Annotated in this window: 12 protein-coding genes; 4 read left to right on the forward strand and 8 right to left on the reverse strand. The window is 49.9% G+C overall.

Annotated elements, in window-relative coordinates:
* Nucleotides 1–12: 12 nt before the first annotated feature.
* The 4 genes from Q4E93_RS18835 to Q4E93_RS18850 form a co-directional block, all read right to left on the reverse strand.
* Nucleotides 13–2,394, reverse strand: a complete 2,382-nt coding sequence (locus Q4E93_RS18835) for an ABC transporter permease (protein ID WP_303587818.1) — start codon at nucleotides 2,392–2,394, stop codon at nucleotides 13–15.
* Between the two features lie 178 nt (nucleotides 2,395–2,572).
* The gene (locus Q4E93_RS18840; protein WP_303587820.1) at nucleotides 2,573–5,611 is read right to left on the reverse strand and encodes a sensor histidine kinase; all 3,039 of its coding nucleotides are present in this window, start codon (nucleotides 5,609–5,611) and stop codon (nucleotides 2,573–2,575) included.
* Nucleotides 5,612–5,757: 146 nt separating this feature from the next.
* Nucleotides 5,758–9,411: an ABC transporter permease/M1 family aminopeptidase gene (locus Q4E93_RS18845; protein ID WP_303587822.1), complete on the reverse strand. Its 3,654-nt coding sequence runs from the start codon at nucleotides 9,409–9,411 to the stop codon at nucleotides 5,758–5,760.
* A gap of 16 nt (nucleotides 9,412–9,427) precedes the next feature.
* Entirely contained in the window at nucleotides 9,428–10,321 is an 894-nt protein-coding gene (locus Q4E93_RS18850) for an ABC transporter ATP-binding protein (RefSeq protein WP_303587823.1), read from the reverse strand.
* A 380-nt stretch (nucleotides 10,322–10,701) separates the two neighbouring features.
* Here Q4E93_RS18850 and Q4E93_RS18855 point away from each other — a divergent pair, with 380 nt between their 5' ends.
* Nucleotides 10,702–11,709: a hypothetical protein gene (locus Q4E93_RS18855; RefSeq protein WP_303587824.1), complete on the forward strand. Its 1,008-nt coding sequence runs from the start codon at nucleotides 10,702–10,704 to the stop codon at nucleotides 11,707–11,709.
* A gap of 54 nt (nucleotides 11,710–11,763) precedes the next feature.
* Here the strand turns inward: Q4E93_RS18855 and Q4E93_RS18860 are convergent, their stop codons facing one another.
* The gene (locus tag Q4E93_RS18860; RefSeq protein WP_303587825.1) at nucleotides 11,764–11,925 is read right to left on the reverse strand and encodes a helix-turn-helix domain-containing protein; all 162 of its coding nucleotides are present in this window, start codon (nucleotides 11,923–11,925) and stop codon (nucleotides 11,764–11,766) included.
* A 211-nt stretch (nucleotides 11,926–12,136) separates the two neighbouring features.
* On the opposite strand from Q4E93_RS18860, the gene Q4E93_RS18865 reads away from it, so the two are divergent.
* Entirely contained in the window at nucleotides 12,137–13,105 is a 969-nt protein-coding gene (locus Q4E93_RS18865) for a hypothetical protein (protein WP_303587827.1), read from the forward strand.
* 106 nt (nucleotides 13,106–13,211) lie between these two features.
* Here the strand turns inward: Q4E93_RS18865 and Q4E93_RS18870 are convergent, their stop codons facing one another.
* The 3 genes from Q4E93_RS18870 to Q4E93_RS18880 all read right to left on the reverse strand — a co-directional run bounded on the left by Q4E93_RS18870 (nucleotide 13,212) and on the right by Q4E93_RS18880 (nucleotide 17,125).
* Nucleotides 13,212–15,383: a TonB-dependent receptor family protein gene (locus tag Q4E93_RS18870; protein ID WP_303587829.1), complete on the reverse strand. Its 2,172-nt coding sequence runs from the start codon at nucleotides 15,381–15,383 to the stop codon at nucleotides 13,212–13,214.
* Between the two features lie 213 nt (nucleotides 15,384–15,596).
* Nucleotides 15,597–16,433 (reverse strand): sulfurtransferase, encoded by an 837-nt coding sequence (locus Q4E93_RS18875; RefSeq protein WP_303587832.1) that lies wholly within the window; start codon nucleotides 16,431–16,433, stop codon nucleotides 15,597–15,599.
* Nucleotides 16,434–16,462: 29 nt separating this feature from the next.
* Nucleotides 16,463–17,125 carry a Type 1 glutamine amidotransferase-like domain-containing protein gene (locus tag Q4E93_RS18880; protein ID WP_303587834.1) on the reverse strand — a complete coding sequence of 221 codons (663 nt, stop codon included), beginning with the start codon at nucleotides 17,123–17,125 and terminating at the stop codon, nucleotides 16,463–16,465.
* 109 nt (nucleotides 17,126–17,234) lie between these two features.
* Here Q4E93_RS18880 and Q4E93_RS18885 point away from each other — a divergent pair, with 109 nt between their 5' ends.
* Nucleotides 17,235–18,392, forward strand: coding sequence for an erythromycin esterase family protein (locus Q4E93_RS18885; RefSeq protein WP_303587835.1), 1,158 nt, complete (start codon nucleotides 17,235–17,237; stop codon nucleotides 18,390–18,392).
* Nucleotides 18,393–18,439: 47 nt separating this feature from the next.
* Nucleotides 18,440–19,267, forward strand: a complete 828-nt coding sequence (locus Q4E93_RS18890) for a helix-turn-helix domain-containing protein (protein WP_303587836.1) — start codon at nucleotides 18,440–18,442, stop codon at nucleotides 19,265–19,267.
* Nucleotides 19,268–19,276 lie beyond the last annotated feature (9 nt).

Raw genomic sequence — 19,276 nt, forward strand, 5'->3', positions numbered from 1 at the left:
AGAACTATGCACTTACTCGCTGCGCAGCGCGCTTACCGGGTTCATCATTGCCGATCTCACCGATTGGAAACCCACCGTTATCGTCGTAATGACCAGCGCAAGGACAGCCGCCGCAACGAATACCACCGGGCTGATGGTGATCCGGTAATAGTACCCCACCAGCCATTGATGCAGGAAATAATACGCCAAGGGCGCCGCTATCGCACAGCTGATACCCACCAGCAGGATAAAATCTGCCGACAGTAACATCAGTACCTGACTCACTGAAGCCCCCAGCACCTTGCGAATGCCGATCTCCCGGGTACGCTGTTCGGCTGTATAGGCCGCCAACCCGAGAAGTCCCAGACAGGAGATAAAGATCGCCAGCGCAGCGAACACCCCCGCCAGCCGCCCGATCAGCATCTCGGTGGCAAGCTTCGACGCATAGGTCTCGTCGACGAAAGAATAGGCAAAAGGATGATCCGGTTGATATTTTTCAGAAATGGTCTTTAGCTTTGCCAATGCCATGGACGTGGATACCGTTGGCGCCAACCGCATCGTGTACTGCCAGGACCAGCTGGGCCGGAAAAGGAACATGGAAGGTTCCGCTGCAGCAAAGGGATTCTGCGTCAGTGCGTCCTTGACCACGCCAACGATCCGCAACCGGTGAGGGGCGCCGTGGAACGAGCAGTGCAGGTATTGGTTCAGCGGCTGTTTCAACCGCATCCGCCGTACTGCCGTCTCGTTGATGATAACGCTGCTCGAATCCGCAGCTTCAACGCCCTTGAAATTATCTCCCTTAGCAAAGGCGATACCCAGCGTCCGGAAATAGTCAGCATCGCCAACGGCATTCACCGCAAGTGACAGCGGTTCGTTCGGCAGCCGCCCCGGCCAATTGTCGATCGTCAACTGTTCATGCGGGTCCGTCTGCAGGTTTGCGGAGCGCGTTAGGTTGCTGACTACCCCTGACCCCATCACCTCCTGCTTGAAAGCAGCAAACGCGTCCGAATGAGCCCGTGATACGATCAGCCGGTTTGGGTCATACCCTCTCGGCCGGTCCTTGGCATATTGTATCTGCTGGTAGACGATGATGGTACTGATGATCAGGGCGATGCTGCATGTGAATTGTAACACCACCAACGCCTTCCTCGGTAGGGATGCCGCCTTTCCGATGCGCACCACTGCTTTGAGGACCTTTACAGGCTGGAAGGAGGAAAGATAGAAGGCCGGCCGGCTCCCCGCGAGCAGCCCCGTCACCAACACAAGCGATAGCAGGATCAGCCAGAAATACCCGCTGCCATACGGCACACGAATAGCATCTCCGGTGAGTGCATCGAACGCGGGCAATACCGCCTGCACCAGGACAAGCGAAAACAGAAAAGCCAGCCCCGTCAGCAGCAGCGACTCTACCAGGAACTGCAGGATCAGCTGTCCGCGCAGCGACCCCATCACCTTTCTCACACCTACCTCCCTGGCCCGCCGCTCACTTCGCGCCGTCGATAAGTTCATAAAGTTGATACACGCGATCAGCAACACCAGTATTCCTACAATACTGAACATCCGTACATAGTCGATCAATCCGCCTTGTGGCTGGCCGTCCTTGAAGCTCGTATACAAATGCCAGTCCTTCAGCGGGAAGAGCATGGCTTCGCGGTGGAAAGTCGTATAAGACTGCGGCGCATACTGCCTCACCAACTGCCTGGCCTTGGCTTTCGCCCTCACGGCGTCGGCGCCCGGTCGCAACGAGACATACAATTGGAAGTAGGCGTCGTTCCAATTGGTCAACGCCTGTTTTATCCCGGGGTCCTGGGCAAAATCGCTGAAGGGCAGCAGGACGTCGAAATGAAAGCTGTTGTTTCGCGGCATGTCCCGCACTACGGCCGTCACCTTGAGTGGGGCGCTCCCGAAACGGACTATCTTGTTCAGCGCATCCTCTTTCCCAAACAGGCTCCTGGCCATTGATTCGGTGATCACGACCGACGGGCTTGCCCCTTTCAGCGCCGTCGCAGGGTCACCTCCCACCAGCGGAAGAGGGAATACCTGCAGGAATTCCTCCCCGGCATATAGTACATCGCCATAGATGCGCTTGTCTTTCACGACCATCACCTGCTGCCCTATATCGAAAGCCGCCGCCGCATGCGCCACCTCCGGGATATCCTTCTTCAGCGCGTCGCCAAGCGGCAAACAGACCTCGGCCTGGTTCCGGATAACGCCATTATCGCTATAATTGAAGCGCACCTGGTAGGCCTGTTCATAACCAGGGACAAACCGGTCATAGGAAAGCTGGTAATGCATCCAAAGCCCAATGAGTAACGCAACGGCCATCCCCATCGCCAGCCCCAGTACATTCAATAAGCTGTAAAGCTTGCCGCGGACGATATTGCGCCACGCGGTCTTGAGGTAGGTAATAAGCATACCAACAGGCCTCTAAAAAAATGCCGGTTCTTAAAATCCTTAAAAATCAAATGATTGCGGCGGCATCCCCACCCCTCCCTGTACGCTATCGATACACCGCCTGTCCGCGGGCGCGCCATTTCATCAGGCAATCCGTTCTATCGATGAAGCATACATCAAGCGCCACTTTACTCATACTTTAGTCCTCTCTATTTAAAACTATGGTTATTTTATTGCCCTTGCCAGCGGATGTATCGATGGCAAGCGTGCCATTGAGCCTGTCCAGGATCTCAATAACAATTTTATATCCCCAGCCATGTCCCGAATCTGCCGGGTTATAGGTTTTTTCAACAATACTCTTCACCAGCGCCTCATCCATGTTCTGGCCCGCATCAGTGATGGTAATGTGGGTAGCCAGCGTATGCTGTGAAGCCTCTATTTTTATTTCACCACCTTTGGTATATTTATTGGCATTGTCTACCAGATTTCTTATCATCACACTCAACAGGCCGGCGTCCGTATCCAGTGTAAGGTCCTCCGGGACCAGATTTACAAATATATTTTCCTGCAGCCGGGCGCCCACTCCATACAAGGTGAAAATATCCTCAATCATTTCTTTCAGCACGACACTTTTCCGGCGGACGACAAAGCCTTTTTTCTGCATATTTATAAACACAAAAAAGCCTTGGGTAAAATCATATATATCGTTGGTCGCATCCCGGAATTGAAGCAATAAATTGGATAATTTATCATTAACCTTCGTTTTATGATCGTCATACATAAGATTGGATAGCATTTGCAGAAACCTGAGCGGCGAGCGCAGATCATGCAGGATAACAGATACCATCAGCTCTTTTACCCTGTTGCTTTCGGACAGCTCAACCGTCCTCTCTTCTACTTTTCGTTCCAGTAATTCGGCCTTTTTTACCTGCAAATTATACCGCACCCGGAAGAAAAACCAGCATACACCCACCCCCAGTCCTGCCAAAAGGCACCTGAACCAGAAGGTCTCATACCAATAAGGCAGTATGGTCAATTGCACGGTGCGGCAGGTGTAATGCGCATAGCGATCCAGTTTTCTTACCGCCAGCGTATACTCACCTTTGCCCAGTCTCGTCAGTATCAACCGGCCGTTTTCGGACAGGGGATACCATTGTCCACTGATCTCTTTGATGGAATATTCTAACTGAAGGTTGTTTTTACTGCCAAAAAAGGGGGAGCAAATGTCGAAACTCAGCCGGTTGGAATCCTGCCTTTCCACCAGTTTGTCACGTAACGGTGTTTTTTTATCATCGGCCATCACTCTGTCGATGAATATGGGCTTATCGGGCAGGACTATATGCAAGCTGTCGGGATCAAACCCTACCAATCCGTCCAGCGAAGGAAAGAAGAAATGGCGGTCCCCGGTGACGATCCCGCAGGGAGTGCAACGGCCATTAAACTCATTGGTGCTGAAGCCCCAGGTTTTATCGATATAGTAGTAATATAGCTGCCCGGGATTTCCGGCGGCGTAATTGTCGAGCTCATGTTTGGTAACCCTGAATAACCCTCTGTTGGTCGTGATCCAGAAAAAACCTTTCCTGTCTTCCTTGATGCAGTGCACTATGGAAAGGCTTTTTTGCCCGTCCATCGGCATCCGCACAAAACGGCCGTCGTAATACTTATAATACCCCTGCCCATAAGTACCCATCCAGATACTGCTGTCGCCTGCTATAAAGACAAACGCCACGGAGGAATTAGCCGTCGAAGGCAGACTTTGCAGCAAATGAAGCGACAGGTTGTAAGTAAACAACCCCTTTGAGGTCCCGATCCAGATGATATCCTTACCGATCTCGCAAATAGTTTGGATCTCCGCCCCCTGCAACAAAGAGGGGTTGTTGCATAAAACGGTATCTCTCCCATTGCCCCGCTCCAGGCATAGCTGGTGGAGCGTGCTGTATAACACTTCCTTGTTTTTCCGCTCGATAATACCGGTGAGCGACCCCTCAATATGGCTCATGCTGATCACGGTGTGAAGGCCGGTGTCGGCCCTTTTTAAGAAACCGTTCTCGGAATACCAAATGAAACCGTCTGACGCCTTCAGCCACGCCTGCTTATCGGGATTACTTGCCGCCGCAAACGGCCGGTGGCCCTTGCCGGTCCGGCTCAGCAGGCCCGTACTGGTCAGTATGCCGTCAGGGACCTCAATCTGTGCAAACTGGCTATTGGCCATAAACCGCGGGCTCTCAAAATATAGCCGTTGGAACTGGTGCATTTTCAAAACATACAAGCCGCTGGTTATGGTGCCTATGAATAAAGCCTGCATTTTTTCATCATATACCATGCATTTGATATCCTTGATCGGGGCTCCGGCTGCCAGTATCACGTCCTCCAGCACGTTGTCTGCCATCCTTATCAGCCTGATGGTGTCATGACATACCATCAGCGTATGGCTGTCGTCCCTTCTTATTTTTAATGACGCCTGCACCGGGTCCGGGTCTACGGCCGCGGCTTCCCTGAGCAGCCGGTGCAGCCCCGCGCCGGCGGTTATATTTTTTTGCAGTATGCCTTCTTTATAGGCATAGAGGCGATACAGGCTGTCTATATAAATGAACGTATCGCCCACGGCAAATTGCAGCTTTAGGCTATGGCCTGCTATGTCTGGCAGGCTGCTGATGCTCCCGGTGTTTTCATTGAGAAAATAACACTGGTCGCCGTCTTTAAAATAAGCCTGTTTTTCATTGATCGTCACCAGACCTTTCGAATAGCCCAGTTTATCCAGCAGGGCTGCATACTTACCGGCGCTTTTTTCAGACGCCTGCGTTTTCCGGATGTTATTGCAGTAAAACAGGTGGTTGTTAGACGTGGTAAACTGGTACGGAATGCTTGAAAGCAGGCTGTCAGTCTCAATCTGGCAAAGGTCGTTGACCGCCAGGATCAGGTGATGGTCGTTCACAGGTTTGATCAGTATTCTCCCGGATGCAGCTACCTGCGGAAGGGAGTATTCATTCCCGTGCAAAGCGGGGCAGTTGTCCTGGTTGTATTCCCTGAAATTCCTGCCGTCGAACCGGACGATGCCCATTTTGGTGGCCATCCACAAAAAGCCATTCCTATCGAAAGCCATACCATTGATGCTGTTCTGGGGCAGGGCATTGTCACTGTTATAGTTAACAATATTATACCGGCCCGCACCGGTCTGTGCATTGGCCGGCGTAAATGCCAATAGGTAAATAAAAGTAAGCGATAAAAGCCTTAACAAATTTATCAGCATAAGCAGTGGCGCGCGGCCTCTTATCCGGCCTGTACAATATTAGCTTTATTTGCGGAACAATGGGCGCCTCTGCCCGGTATTACGACAAAACTCCAACTATTACTAGGTGCGGACTGCCGAAAATCGCTGTTTTTTCAGCGAAGGCTGCAATTTATTGTGTTATCGTCAGGCTGCCGATCGATCAATTTACCATAAGGATCAACACCAGCACTGACGGGGTCCCCCTTGACGGTGATATCAAGCTCATGTTCACCGGCCGTAAGCCTGTATCTCTTAAGATATAATTCATTTGTTTGCGTACGCCCTTCCTTATCCCGGCTACCCGTTCCGAAAATCCCGATATCGACATAGTCGTTCACCTGGTTCGCCGCCATCTCCCTTCCCGAACTGTCGCAATAGCGCTTCCCCACGCTCACCCTCAAATGAACTTTGTACTTCCCGCCCCCGATGGCCGAAGCCGTAGCCGAAATCACTTTATTATCATACAGCGTGATCCTCCCCCACGCATCATCCAAATAATACTGCAGCGAATCGGGCACCATTTTCCTGATGTATCGTAGTAAGTCGCCGCTCCCGGCATAGGGAGGATGGTCCCGGTAGGCATACCCGTCCAGGAATCGTTTTAGAGCCGCATTCAGGCTATCCTCGCCCATGAAGTCCTGAAGTCCATACAGGATCAGCCCCGCTTTCGTATCCGAAACAAAGTCGTTCTTAGAATCGATGAGCGGGTTTTCATTTCCAAACGCAGCGTTGTGCCGATCCAGGTAATATTTCATCTCATCCCGAAGAAAGTCCCGGACCTTATCCTTGCCCATCTTTTTCTCATACACCATTAAAGCCCCATACCTGGCCAGCCCTTCCGGTATTTCCTGTGACCCAAGGGTATAGTTGCCGGCTACCTGGAATGCCCACCATTGTTTCGCAAGCTGGAAGGCAGTGTTGAAATAACAAAAATCAAATTGATCCGGAGCGGTGAACCAGGTGGTCCAACCATTATTTTCGCCAAAGGTCATGCCGGTGGGAAAACTGTTCTGCCAGCCCGTGACTGTTTCGAGCAACCGGACCTCTTTGAAGGGATAGTCTCCAAAAGCACCGGAATAATACCGAAGCCCATCTTTGCATCCATCTGAAAAGCGTTTCAGGTTTGCTTCATGTTCCGGATGATGATAGATGTCGATCCCGACTTTTTTTCCGTCCGGCAGGGTGACGCTATCCCGGAGGACCTTATACCTTGCCGAAATCACCGGAAAATAGAAATAATTTTTGGGGCTGTCCAGCACATAATGGTAGTAATTCCTGCCGTTGTCGACCCAGGCTCTTTCGAGTCTTCCGGGCGCAACGGCAACCTGATCCGCCGAAGTGCTGATAATAGCTTCGAAGCTTGCGAGGCCGGTGACATTCGTAAGGAGCATTCGGCGAATGCCTCCTGCATCCGTCCGTGGCGGAAGATTTTCCCTTCTCTTCGGCAACCCGAATCGCGCCCGGAGTTGCGGGTCTCTCAGTTCGTCGTTCTCGTCATACCCAAGGTCCGGTAGCCCCCCGCCAAATACCGTGCCGTTGCCGAGGATATCGAACGGCGCCCATTTATTGGCAAAACCTGCCAGTTCTTTGGTGGATCTCAACTCCAGCAACGCGGTATCTCCGGGCGCAAGCGGGCGGGGAAAGGTATAAACCCGGTACATGGACGTATCCGCTGTGGATTTGAACGGGCTGAAGGCGGCCCGCGGAAAGATCAGCGTATAGGTCACCGGCATTTCTTTTCCATTACAGCGCAAACTATAGTCGGCAAGCTCGTCTCCATCCAATAAAATGGTATGGATCGGGGTCATGGTTCTGTTGACGATGGTAAAGTCAGCCCGGGTTGCCGTCCTTCGTTCCGCAGGAAAGATATCGGTATAAAGCTGGTAATTTACGATACTGGGCAGCGGATCGCCCGCGTGTTGCTTTAACTGCCGCTCATACATTGCCGCTCTCCGGATGTTTTCTCCCCCCGTGAGATAAGTGCCCTGATAGCTGACTTCATAGTAGTTGTATGCTCCGGTGGCCAGAAAGCCAATCAGCAAAACCGCCCCCGCCAGTTTTGCGCGGATCCCAAACCGCTGACGGGCCAATCGCAGCCGCTCGCCAAAAGAAGCCATTACACCCCTTGGATACAGCAACGAGCCCATGAGGAGCAACAACCCGCCGCAGAAAAGCCAGTACATCGCAAACCAAAACAGTGGTTTCGTCACTGGGATGATCCCGCCCATTTCCGAAAAAGCATAAGACGGCGTGAAGGAATAAAGCAGCAGGTTATAATTCATCACAGCGCCGTTGTTGCCGAGCCACAGCAGCCACCAGACCAGCAGCGCTACGGCATGTCCCGCAAACTTGTTATTGATCAGTACATGGACGGCAAAGACGAACATCAATAATTCAAGGCATTTCGGTAGTAAGATCCCGAGACAATAGGAGAGATACAGCGAGAGATGGAAATGCGGATACCCTTTTGCCAGCTGCACGCCGACGCCGACTAACATCGGCAATAGCGAAAGAAGAAGGGGGAGCATCAGCAAAGCCAGTAGCTTTGAACCATACAACATCCGGTCGGTGGGCGGCAGCGAGTCGTTGATGGCAGCAAAACGGGTTGCCTTTTCGCGGTGCAAGGCCTCGCCGGTGAAAAATAAGATGATAAGGAAGTGGAGGTAGAAAAAATTGTGATCGTAATTGCCAAGGAAACGCGTAGTTCGTGGCGCATCCAGCACCCCATACGCAATGGGACCCAGTGACCAGAAAGAAAGGACCATGCCGCAAATGCCGGCTAACAGGATGATCCGGAAATAATTGTCGCGAAGTATATTGGTCAGCTCCGTTCTTGTCAGGGAAACGACAACGGGAAGCCAATAGCCATGGTCGAAATTCGCTGAAGCAGCAGGGATGGATTCGGAGGTGATACGCTGGACCTTCGCCTCAACCGTATCCTTTTGTCTCTTTTCCCTTCCGCTGAAGAAGCGGGTAAAACTAAATCGCAGCCAGGTGCCGAAAAGGATCAGCAATCCGACCGCCGACCAAATGACCCGGTTGACCAACAGCCAGCCTTCGAGCCGGACCAGGGAGCTTTTGTGTTGCTCCGGCGAGAAAAAGCTGACTTTAAGCCGTACGGAATTAAAGGCGAAAGGATCTATCAGGTATACCCATGTCTTGTTGGGAATGTCTTGCAGGATATGTTGGGCAAAGCCGTAGCCAAAGAATAGTACAATGGCTCCCGCATAGATCACCCGGGTGTTCCGTACATAGGCTACCAGGCCAAAGAAAATGGCCGAGGTCACGAACAAATTGGGTACGACATAACAAAAGAATGGTTGCAGATAGTTGACCCAATGAAAGGGGGCGACCATGTCCGGGCCGAGCCAACCCAGCCGTACACCGATGAAGGGGCCTGCCAGGGCGCCCCAGATCAGCGAAGACCCGATGATCACCACAAAAAGAAAGGACCCCAGGAATCGGCCCCAGAAATAGCCATTCCGGCTGACAGGCAATGTAAGATAAGACTCGTATACGTTGAATTCGATGTCCCTGTACAGTGAGCCGCTCATGATCACTCCGCTGACCAACATCATGACGGTGGTGCATCCCGTGAATATATCGGCGACGATGGCGGGGCTGTTCACGAATACATTGCGAATGCCCGCCGGCGGACTCAGGGCGAACCCGATGGTTATGGCGAGAAAGAAAAAAAGGAAGAAAAGCCAGGTATCCAGTTTCCTGAGCCGGTATTTTATTTCGAAGCGGAAGATCTCGGAGAACATGATGGCATTGGTTGAGTCATGAGTTAATCCCGGCAACATCCACCTGCTCGCCGATGGCCTTAAAATAAACATCTTCCAGGCTTGCCTGGCCCGGAATGAAACCATCTCCGGGCGCCGTTTCACTGAATATCCTGATATACAGAACCCCGGACTTCAAATGGGTGGAAAGCACCCGGTGCTGTTGCTTATACCGGGCAAGCGATTCCCTTCCTATTAGTTTCGTGTAAATTTTACCGGTGAGCTCCATGACTGCTGCATCGGGCTCGCCCAAATACATGACCTCGCCATCACAGATGATCGCAAATTGTGAACACAACGTACTGACATCTTCTACGATGTGCGTCGACAGAATAACAATGGTGTTTTCTCCGATCCTGCTGAGAAGATTGTAAAACCGGTTGCGCTCGGCGGGGTCAAGACCTGCCGTAGGCTCGTCCACGATAATGAGTTTTGGCTCACCTATCAAAGCTTGCGCGATCCCAAAACGCTGTTTCATGCCGCCCGAAAAACCGCCCAATCTTTTCTTTTTATCCCTGGTGAGATTGACATGCTCCAAAAGCGTAGCGACCAGATCCCGGCGTTTGGCCGCGTCGTTCACACCTTTCAGCCTGGCTATGTGATCCAGCATTTCCTCCGCCGTCGTCCTTGGATAAACACCAAATTCCTGCGGCAGATAACCCAGAAGCCGCCTCAAGGCAGTCTTTTCCTTTAACACATCCAGACCGTCGAGGCTGATGGTACCCTGATCGGCATCCTGAAGCGTCGCAATGGTTCGCATGAGCGTTGACTTTCCCGCTCCATTCGGGCCAAGCAGCCCGAACATTCCTTTGTGGCAGACGAAGGAGACGTTTTTTAATGCTCTGACACCATTCGGGTAGGTTTTAGAAAGCGAGTTAATGACAAGTTGCATGAAAATTGAATTGATGTTGGGAATAGAGACCAAAGTGGCTTCCAGAAAAATGCCAGTTTATATGGCCTTGCAATTCAATTGATTAATATTAGAGTTGGCAAAAAAAATGACCGTTTTTGATGCAACCATGTGCGTTATTGTCTTTGGATTGACCAGGGCGCTTACTCCCTCTGATGCACAGGAATTTGTCACTATATATCGTGAAATCACTAACCTTTTCACGAATATTAGTGAATCTATTCGCCCCTCTTTGCAAAGGCCTGCGCGAATCAGGAACTTTCACGCCTTGGAGAGCGGGGGGAATGCAATTGGCACGACCGTTGTGGTCCCATATTCATCTATCGCAGCGGAGATATTCTTAACCTTTAAAAATATAAAATATGATGTTCAATGTGGAAGTCAAAGACACGGGCGCCATTCTATCGGACCTGTTAACAACGATACGCGATTTTCAAGGGGGAGAAAACGTGTTTGTAAGTCGCTTACAGGGCGACGACCGGTCAGGTCCCGCTACAGCCGGCGTATCATTAAGTTCATTGGGTATCAAGGAAGCGCAACTGCCTGAGCCATTAAACATTTTGGGAATCCGTAGCCTGACACTAAGTGCTCCCCATGACCTTGAGGCGCTGTCAAGGCTTAGTCTCACCCTTCCTGCCGGGCAATCTGAAGAACGTGCACTGGCCTTTTTTAATAACGAGGCTGTTATCGAAGCGCTCCGGTCCCTATTCCGCGATTGCCACACTGTTGCGTTTGACGACTGGGCATCCCTCCACGGCGCCTCTGCTTTGTGGGATGGTTTGCGTACCAAGGTCATCAAGCCCCTTGGCAAGAATGATCTGGAATTCATTTTTTACCTCGGCGACTCCGCAAGAAAACACACTTTTGAAGTGGACGAGGCCATTGATATCATCAACGATTTTTCAAAGCATGGAAAAGTCACACTTGCGTTGGATGAAAACGAAGCGGTTAAATTATGGATGGTGCTGAATGGGATGGATAACGACGCGCCTATCACAAAACAGTCGCTTGCCGACCGGAAGAAGAATTATTTCTCCATGTTCAGAACCCTGAATGTAGCCCATCTGCTGATATGGTCGGAGAATGACGTAATATTTTTTTCCAACGAGCAGCAATTTATGCTTTCGAGACAGCAGGGCGATCTTAGCATAGAAACGGCCCCGGATGCCAGGCAAAACTTTATTGCCGGCTATAGCCTCGGTCTGCTAATGCAGCTGGACGTTGCACATTGTATCTTGCTGGGCCTTGCCGTATTTGCCTCCATTGGCGAGTCGAAAAAGTATCCTGAACAAAAAGACCTTTCCAGATATATTCAACAATGGATCGAAGACTTGCAAAATACGGAATCCATCCATTTGTATCAGGACTAAAACAAGTGAAAATTGGTGATAACGGATTTCATTTGTAGTCATACATTTGTTAAATTAAATTTTGTACTTTTTGCGATAATCAACCGGAGGCATTCCTGCATACTTTTTAAAAACTTTTCTGAAAGCATTAATGTCATTGTAACCAACTTCAAATATTATTTCATTGACTGTTTTGCTACATATTTCCAGCTGCTTTTTTACCGACTCTACTTTCACTCTCTGCGAGTTGAAACCACTGTCAATGGCAATAGCATAAACAGATTTTTAGCGATAAAAGATCAGCTTCCTGAGCGCTCTTTCGAGGCGTTTGGTCATTTTGACAAATACTCCATTGACCCTTTTAATGCCGAATTATGGAGCGATAAGTGTTTATTGACTGTTGGTAATTTTCCTGCTTCATTAAAATAGAATATTTTTTACTTAAAAAATGGCGCAGTATCAATGGACCGCACAGCAACAAGCCATCGGATCGGATGGCGTCCCTTTTGGAATTCAATCTTCACCGGCCGTCGTTGCGACGGGAAATCAGGTCTTTATGTTCTGGAATGGAGGCGGTGGCGATGGTATCTATTATTCTATTTTCGATCTGTCCCAACTGAAGTGGACCCCGCAACAACAAGCCGGAACAAGTGGGAGTCCTTTTAGCGCGGGCGTACCTGCCTTAGCTGTGAGTAACAACACGCTTGCGATAGCCTGGAACAATTCTGGTGCAATCCTATATTCTTTTTATGATCTTGTTACCCAGGAATGGGCAGATCCGAAGGTTGCCGGTGGAACGGATGGGATAACGTTCGGAATCATGGGATCGCCAGCCATCGGATTTGCTGACAACCAGCTCTTCATGACGTGGTTGGGTTCCGGCAATGACGGAATTTACTATTCAGCATTCTACAACGAACGTGCTCAATGGCTGCCGCAACAACAAGCCGAGGGAATCGACGGAGTAATCTTTGGCTCCCTATCCTCGCCGGCCATAGCTGTTTCTGGCAGTCAGATCATGATGACCTGGAGCGGCACCGGCAATGATGGAACCTGGTTTTCGATATACCAATCCTTTTCGTTGGTGAATACATGGGCGGCTCAGCAACCTGCTCAGCGTGGCGTCCAGTTTGGCGCGAACGGCACCTCTACCGTGACATGCCAGAACAACACTATTTTTATGGCCTGGAATGGCGTTGGTGGTGAAGGGGTCTGGACTTCTCAATACGACATGAATGGCGGTGAGTGGACAGGTCAGCAAATTGCCTTTGACAGTAATGGAAAACCATTCTTTATTGAGAATTCACCCGGGGTAACGACTTGCGGAAACGGATTTTTTATGGCCTGGAATAAGGCCGGCACTGATGCGATCTATTATTCCAGTACCAATGGGTTGGCTATTCCCGCTTCGGAGTAGGGTTATGAATCGTCCCAATTGCATTGAAACGGTGGTTTTGAAATTTTCACATTACAGCGGCTTTGGTGAGCTGTATTTGCCTCATTTGGCGAATTGAAAAAGCATTTTAGAAATTGACAGAAATGCCTATATAGAGCATTCTTCCAATGGAAGGTATGATGCCGGGCCCGGGATATTCATCCGTACGGCGCGTGAAATACGCCTTATCTGCAAGGTTGTTTATTCCTCCTTTTACAGCAAACTTTCTTAACCTATAGGTGAGGCTCATGTCATAAACAGAGTAGGCCGGTATATAGCCCGCCACGGGATCATCGCTTAATTTGGCATTGGTAGCATCCCCGTATGCGTCCCCGACATTGCTCATCTGAATAGTTGCTGATAACCTGGTATCAAAATAAGTGATCCCGACCCGGTTGATGTATTTTGCCGCCGCCTCCACGCGATTGCCTTTAAATTCACTGCTGGTATACTTCGCATCAGTAAATGCAAAGGAATTAAAAATGCTTAGCCCTTTTTTAGACGAAGGATGGAGATACCTTAAGAGATTGAACTCGACATAGCTTTCTATCCCTTTATGTACGCTGTTGGCGACATTGGTGCGGAGGGTATATTCGTCGGCAGTCCCGGGATTGATGAGCACCGTTCCCACCCGCCTGTTGTAGGCCATGTAAAATAAGCCAATGTCAAAATTCAGAAAATTATTGATGGTGCCGCGATAGCCAAGATCGCTGTTAAAACCGCTGGCGTCCTTGAGATGGGGATCTATTTTTGAAGTTACGCCGATGGGTTCCAGGGAGGAATAATCCATTGGCCTGTAGGCCTGGCTGATATTAGCGTATATATTGGTGTTTACCCCGATCTTATATTCGGCGCCCAATCCAAATAAGGGAATATACCGGTTCCTGCCTTCATTGGCCGGCAACTTGTCGTCGTCGACGGTTTTATACCCCTTGGCGGTGCTCCTAAGGTATTCAAATCGAAAGCCGGGTGTGATGGTGAGACGGTCATTGATCCTGAAAATGTTCTCAGCAAAAGGCGCGACATTGGTGGTGGTAAAGTCAAGATCATATTCGTAATCGCCTAAAACTGTCAGATCGAAATCTGATCCCGTAGTTCCTTCTCCGCCTCCTTGCCTTTTGAACCAGGCGTAGGCATATCTGACCCCAGTTGCCAGGGTATTATTCATCCTGCCCAACCTGTAGTCATGCAGCAATCTCAATTCCGTCGTGCTGTTGTGCATGTCCTCGTTTTCTACTTCCCTATGCACATATTCTTTTGTCACCGGGTCCTTTTCGTCCAAGGCACCGGCGCCGCCATCTTCGTTACGCCACACGAGCGCCCTGTTGCTGAATAACAGCGATGTTTTAATGTTCAAAGATGTCTGAGGTGAAATGGCGTAATTAGCATAGGCGGTGATGATATTCCAGGGACTTTTAAGCCAGTTCCTGCTGCGAAAGGAGGCGCGGGGATTGGCATGGAACATGCTGTCGGTAAGCCCTCCCGGCATTTTGATCCTGTTCCTCAGTAAAGAGTACTCCACGCCGACCATCAATTTATCAGAAGCCGCATACTGGACCCTGCCGAATCCGGACACCTGCCATTGATGGCTGTTGGGTCTCCAGCCGTCCAGGGTTCTGTATTGAACAAACCCATAATAGCTCCATTTTTTAATGGTCCCGCCAATGGAGTTGAATGTATTGAACATCCCATAGCTGCCCCCTGTCTGGGAGGTGGTGCATTCAAAAGGCCTATTCTTAGGGCTTTCCTTGAGCACATAGTTTACCATCCCGCCGAATTGGGGCCCGAATTGCAAGGATGCGGCTCCTCTGACCATCTCGATGCGATTGACAGCCTCCATGGGCGGAATATAATAGGATTCATTGTATCCGTAAATATCGGCGCTGATGTTATAACCGTTCTGCCGGATATTCATTTCAATGCTTTGCGTGGGGTTGAGACCACGGGTGGCAATACCATTCGCCGTAAATCCCCCGCTTTCGGTTTCCACAATATTCAGTCCGGGTATCCTGCCCAGGATCTGACGGGTATTATTAATAGCTTTGTTGGCGTCTAAACTGTCCACCAGGATAACTTCATTCTTTTTGCCGGCATAGATGACTCCATCCTTCACTTCAGGCATATGACCTGTGCCACGGACCGTTTTAATGGCGGTGACGGTTACTTCCTTTAAGTAGCTACCTTTAGTGGTATCTTTAAGTTGTTGGGCAGACAGGGCAATGGGAAATACAAAAAGAAACAAAAGGCAGTAAGTTTTCATCACAATTCCTGGAGATTTAGCTGCAAAGAGAGCTAGTTATCCCCAACCCGGGTCCCAGAATTGGGAAAAACTGTTTCGAAATCCGGAATTTATAGTGTCGCTAGACGTAAACAGTTGATTTTTAAATCGTTTTTCACCGGTGAATCTGGACACGGGCTGCGGGTCAGCTCCCCTGAAGGCATTTATGTCGCTGTCTCAATTAATCGGCTGACACTATTTGTTCTCAGTGGCGATCGGCATGCCCCTTCTGGACCATTCACTCCAGGAGCCCACGTACAGCTTCGGTTCTGTGATATCAGCGCTGGCCATGCCCAGCAATGTGTGACATGCGGTAACTCCTGATCCGCAATGTACAATTACATCTTCCGGCTTAATATCGCCGATGGTATCCTGGTAAAGCTCGGCAAGTTCTTCCGGAGACAGATATTTGCCATCTTCACCCAGATTTTTGGCATAAAACAGATTAATCGCACCTGGGATGTGCCCGGCTACCAGGTCAAGCGGCTCGATCCGGCCAAGGTAGCGGGCGTTCTCACGCACGTCAATAACCATGCGGGCAACACTTTCAGCGGCATTGGCAACTTCTTTAATATCGGCCATACCTTTATATTCAGCCGGAACGGGATAGCCTGCGGTTGGTTTGGGTTGATAGTCATCTGTGCTTAATTCGATGCCTGCGTCGATGGCGGCCTTTAATCCGCCGTTTAAGACCTGTACATTTTTATGGCCTATGGCGCGCAGCATCCACCACAATCGGGCGCCCCCCATCGCAGCAAATTTGTCGTCATAGACAATTACATGGCTGTGGGGTGTAACGCCCCATCTGGTTAAGGTGGCAGCAAAGTCTTCTAAAGCCGGTAATGGGTGTCTTCCGCCGTAGGCAGGGTCGGTAGGTTTACTGGCAAGGTCGTCATCCAGCGTTGCAAAAATTGCGTGGGGCAGGTGGCCTGCCAGGTAGCGCTGGTGCGCGTCGGCACCTGCACGAACATCTATCAGTATGACTTCCGGATCATACAGTCCCCCATCTGTAATTTCAATAAGCGGCGACATAGCGTTACATTTTTTGTACCTCAAATATATTAGGTAAACAGCTTCCAGTTGCCCTCGGAGACAACTTCGATGGTGTCGTCTGTCACTTTAATGGCAGTCTGATCGTCAATGGCATATGACGGCACGGATATCGTGGCGGCTAACTTTTCCAGGTTGGCTAAGGAATTCTCGGGAAACCACTCATGATCCAGATGCGGATGCAGCGCAAAATCAACCAGTCCCAACGATTTATCGCTTTCTGCCGGCAGCGTATGGCAACCGTAGGTGGTTCCAAAGCGAGTCATTATCATACTCCCGGCGCTGAGGCCTACGTAGACCGTCTTGCGCAATAGCGACGGCAGGAGGGCTGCCAATCCGGAATGTTGCATCCAGTAGGACAGATACTGGCAGTCGCCGCCTCCTACCAGTAGTGCGTCAGTCTCCTGAAGCATGGGAACCCAAAGCGCTTGTTTGATGCTGGGCAGCGCGGTGAGTTCCAGCACTCCCAATGACTTCCACCCCAATTCGCAGAAAGGGTCACCTAATGATCCACCAATCACCTTCCTCGCAATGTCAGCACCGCCGGACAAGGCGTATATCGCAGTGGGAACGAAAAGTGCACTCGCCTCGGCAATCGGTTTACCCAGGAGGTCAACCAGTGCATTGCGAATGCTCGTGTTGCTGATGCCTGCGGACGTGAGAAGAAGCTTCATATTTTTTTGCCCATTATGGACAAATATAAAAAAATATAAATGGGCCGGGAAGATGGGGCTTTACAAATCCATATAAAAAAAGGGTTCGCTGTCGTATATTGCAACTGTCATGAGTATCTTTAAATGCTGGGCGCTTGGGTTCCTCTTCTATTGGGGCGTCCCTTCCTTTGGGCAAAACATCGTTCATCCACTGGGCGCGTTTCACCTGGATTCCACCACCCGGTGGCTGGAACAGGCATTCGATGCCCGGATCACGGACAGCGTGACCCTGATCGGGCTGGGAGAGGTTGTCCATGGAGGCAGGGAGGTGACCCGGTTTAAAGCAAAAATGGTCCAGTACCTTATCGAGAAGAAGGGTGTCCGGACGTTCTTATTCGAATATCCGAATGCGAAGCTTTCCATGGTGGATTATTACCTGGGCGAATCCCAATACAAAAACGAGGATACCTTAAAGTTGATGGCTGGCTATGCTTTGGCGGGCTCTTTATACGACCGGTCGTTCCTGGATCTGCTTTGCTGGATAAAGCGCTACAACCTTGCGCATGCCAGTGACAGGGTCGCCCTGAAGGGGGTGGATATCTCAGGGGCCGCCGGCAGCTTTAACTACTTTTTTATGCTCAATTTTGGCTCCCTGCTGGACAGCGGGATGCGGGTGGATATTGAAAAGGGTGGTGATAGCGTCACCCATAAATTGATCAGGTGGTTTTACGGCCATACGGGGTTTCTACAAAGCAAGGTCAAACAGTATTATGGCGAGCTTTTGTATAACGTACAAAGCGCCGAATGCAATCTGGCACATGATGCACTGCAGCAACATGACTTCTACGGTAGTGCTTACTACAGAGATACCGTGATGGCACGGAATATAGAGGCGCATCGCGGAACCAAAGCGGTCTTTTGGGCGCATAACATGCATGTCACCACCGCGGACTATGCGGTCAATGCGGGGAATATCCTGAAAGCCGATCTCGGCCAGCGCTATTATGTGATCGTTACGGATTTTTCCGGGAACGCCAGGGTGTTGAGGGCTGAAAAGACCGGTATGAAGGAAAACAGCTTTACACCGGATAAGCGGACCTTGGTCTACCAACTGTCCAGGAAAGAACATACGGACCAAGGCATTGTTTTTTATGACGAACTGGGGAAACGTCCGGCGCTTTTTGGATCCGTAGGGACATATGGAGATTACATGATGCTGGGAAAAGGGAAGGGATTTGACGCTTTGGTAGAATTCAATGAGATTACGCCGGATAGCCAAAACTTCTGACACCAACGAACTTTATTCATACCAAAAGGGAGCCACTCCAATCAGCCATGCAGATACAGCATCACCTTCCAAAATTTCCGCTGTCAAACTTTATTGAACACATCGTTTATGTATCTGGCTCATTGCCTGTGGCTTATATCAAAGAACTCCCGCAGGGCGGAATAAACCTGGTGATTGAGCTGAATGAAAATACTGTCAATACAGTGTATCCGGAAGCCGGCAATAAGAAAGTAGTAAAGAATGCCTGGATCACAGGTATGCAGAAACAGGCCATCATGTATAAGAACAATCCCCATTCCAGTATTATAAGCATTCGGTTTACGGTGGGTGGGTTTTTTTCGCTTACCAAGATCCCTGTAAACATACTGGATCAGGTGGGTATTGAAGCAGAGGAAGTTTTTGGCAGTTCCTTTACACGATTGTATGAGCAGCTGCTCAATGCCGCCGCGTTTTCAGACAGGGTTACATTTATCGAAAATTATTTCTTACAATATTCAGTTGTCGAGAACATGGGTGATCATATTGTGAGATTTATAAACCAGCATATTGATCAGCCCATTGATTGGTTGATACAGAAATCCGGTTATTCTCAGAAGCACGTCATACACCTGCTCAAAACGTATACAGGTTTTTCACCCAAATATCTGCAAAGGATCCACCGGTTACATCAGGTAGTGGCTGAAATTCAAAAGCAGAAAGACTATATTGACTGGTTTGCCATCATTCACAGGTATGGCTATTTCGACCAGGCTCATCTTATAAAGGACTTCTCGCATTTCACCGGACTAAAGCCGACGGACTATCTGAAATCTCAATTGGCTTTAGATGAAAATAAACTGGTCCCCGAGATGATCCTGCAAATTCCTGATAAATAGGTCCGGCGC

This window comes from Flavitalea plasmicola (assembly GCF_030546645.1).
Lineage (GTDB): Bacteria > Bacteroidota > Bacteroidia > Chitinophagales > Chitinophagaceae > Puia.